This is a genomic window from Thermoanaerobacterium thermosulfurigenes, assembly GCF_051201035.1.
Taxonomy (GTDB): Bacteria; Bacillota; Thermoanaerobacteria; order Thermoanaerobacterales; family Thermoanaerobacteraceae; genus Thermoanaerobacterium; species Thermoanaerobacterium thermosulfurigenes.
The window spans coordinates 1-2,491 of record NZ_JBPODR010000067.1; the positions used below are offsets into that span (position 1 = coordinate 1).

1 protein-coding gene and 1 pseudogene are annotated in these 2,491 nt (G+C 30.3%); both read left to right on the forward strand.

Features of this window, described 5'->3' with window-relative positions:
- Nucleotides 1-89: 89 nt before the first annotated feature.
- Nucleotides 90-1,226, forward strand: a pseudogene (locus tag HNR52_RS12150) (DDE-type integrase/transposase/recombinase); the annotation flags it as partial.
- 21 nt (nucleotides 1,227-1,247) lie between these two features.
- Nucleotides 1,248-2,051 (forward strand): ExeA family protein, encoded by an 804-nt coding sequence (locus tag HNR52_RS12155; RefSeq protein ID WP_435620732.1) that lies wholly within the window; start codon nucleotides 1,248-1,250, stop codon nucleotides 2,049-2,051.
- Nucleotides 2,052-2,491: the final 440 nt, after the last annotated feature.

Here is a 2,491-nt window from a genome sequence, read left to right on the forward strand (position 1 = left end):
ATAGCATTGATATACATGAGGGCTTCTTTGAAGATTGTGAGAATCTGAGAATGAGTGAGATATTAAAAGAAAATCAAAGATTATAGAGGGAGGTAATTACTTCTAAAGTTTATGATGTGCCTTTATTAGGTAAAAGAGAATTCTCTCCTAATACAATTAAGACGTGGCTTTACTGCTACAGAAAATATGGATTTGAAGGTCTATACCCTAAAAGTAGATGCGACAAAGGTGCTTCAAGAGTTTTAACTGATGATGTTAAAACCTATATTAAAAATCTAAAACTTGATAATCCAAGAAGATCAGCTAAATCAATCTATCATGAACTTTTAGCTAAAAAGTTTATCGAGCTTGATAAGGTATCATTATCTACAATCCAAAGATATCTTCGAAAAACTAAAATATCTACATTAGCATTAAACATAAAAGACAGGAGAGCCTTTGAAATGGAGCATCCTAATGACTGCTGGCAATCTGATATATCTATGGGTCCATACTTAATTATAAACGATAAGAAAATCAAGACGTACCTTATTGCTTTTCTAGATGATTCATCAAGGTTAATAACACATGCAGAATTTTATGATACAGATAATGTAATATCACTTATTGATGCATTTAAAAAAGCTGTTTCAAAAAGAGGTGTTCCTAAAAAACTATTTGTTGATAACGGCAAGGTATTCCAAAGCGAACAATTGCATTTAATATGTGCCTCATTAGGAACGTCTTTATGTTATGCTGAACCGTATTCGCCAGAATCGAAAGGAAAAATTGAAAGGTTTTTCAGAACATTAAAAGACCAATGGATGTATGGATTTGATTGGCAGAAAATATCTTCCATAGACGAATTGAATGAGAACTTGAATAAATATATTGAAGGAATATATCATCAAACAGTACATTCATCAACAAATATGAAGCCCATAGAGAAATTTATTAAATATACTGACACGATGAAATTCATAAATTCTAAGGAAGAGCTTGATAACATATTTCTGTATAGAGTCAAAAGACATGTAATTAAAGATGCCACAATATCAATAGAAAAAATTAAATTTGAAGTACCAATGCAATATATCGGTGATTATGTAAATATACGATATTACCCAAAATCACTTGATAAAGCATATATTTTTAGCGAAGACGGTAAGCTCTTACAAACAATACATCCAGTAAACAAAATTGATAATTCTAAGATAAGAAGAAAAGAAATAGACTTTTCTTTGTAAATGAAGAAAGAAGGAGAAACAATGTTTAATGTATATTATGGATTAACATTTAATCCATTTTCTAAAGACTGTGATGTGAAATATCACTACAAATCACAGGATTATATACAAGCAATGAGCAGATTAGAATTTTTAAAAGATAAAAAAGGATTTGGGTTAATAACAGGAGATCCTGGATCTGGTAAGTCATATACACTAAAATGCTTTGCAACTTCTTTAAATCCTAATATGTACAAGGTTGTATACATACCAATATCAACACTTACCGTTATGGATTTTTACAGGTATTTATCCGACGGCTTAGGATTAATACCAAAGCATAGAAAATGTGATATGTTTCGCCAGATACAGGATGTAATATTAAGTTATCATTCAAAGAACATAACTCCTGTTATCATTGTTGATGAGGCCCAATTCATAAGCAACTCGATCCTTGACGATTTACGCATTATATTTAATTTTGACATGGATACAAAAAATTATGCATTGCTTATATTATCAGGACAGACACAATTAATTATACAGTTGAATAGACAAGCACATGAAGCATTAAGACAGCGAATAGTCTTAAACTATTCATTTAAAGGTTTAAACAAAGATGAAACAAAAGAATATATAACAACCAGATTAAAATGTGCAGGCTGCAATGAAACAATATTTACTGATGACGCAATTGAATTAATATATTCAAGTACAAATGGATATTTAAGAAAAATTAATTTACTTGCAGAAATGTCAATGATTTTAGGAGCTAAAGAAAGTCAAAAAACTATAAATGGTGAGCTGGTATTTAGAGCTCAAAGCGATATAAATATTACAGAATAATTGTATATATGAGTGTATCTTCTTCTCCGGAGGGGATAGGGAAATGCAGGGGTGCAACCTGAGCATTTCGGAGAGGGTTGGTGCCATAAAATAACTTTCTCCCGGTTCAATCCGGGGGAGAAGATACATTCAAAATGGCATTTACCCAAAAAGCGTAAAACCCAAAAATGAATATACTTACAGCTATATGTATATGATTCTAGAATAATATGATCTTGTAGATTGTATAATGTGAATTTTTAAGTAAAAACAATGTTTAGTGATTGTTTAATCTTTATACTTTTTTATGATAAATCAGCTTATTTAATCTCAATTTTTCAGGATGTGGTATCTTGCTGTTTAACAACTAGAAAAAAGGGACAAAAAAGAATATAGGTGTAAAGGTAAAAAGCATACAAACATAAAGACAATTATGGGCACTGTTGAATTTGATAAAAGAA

Excerpts from the sequence above, each read along its gene's own strand:
- HNR52_RS12155 (WP_435620732.1), top strand. The coding sequence starts at position 1,248 with ATGTTTAATGTATATTATGGATTAACATTTAATCCATTTTCTAAAGAC.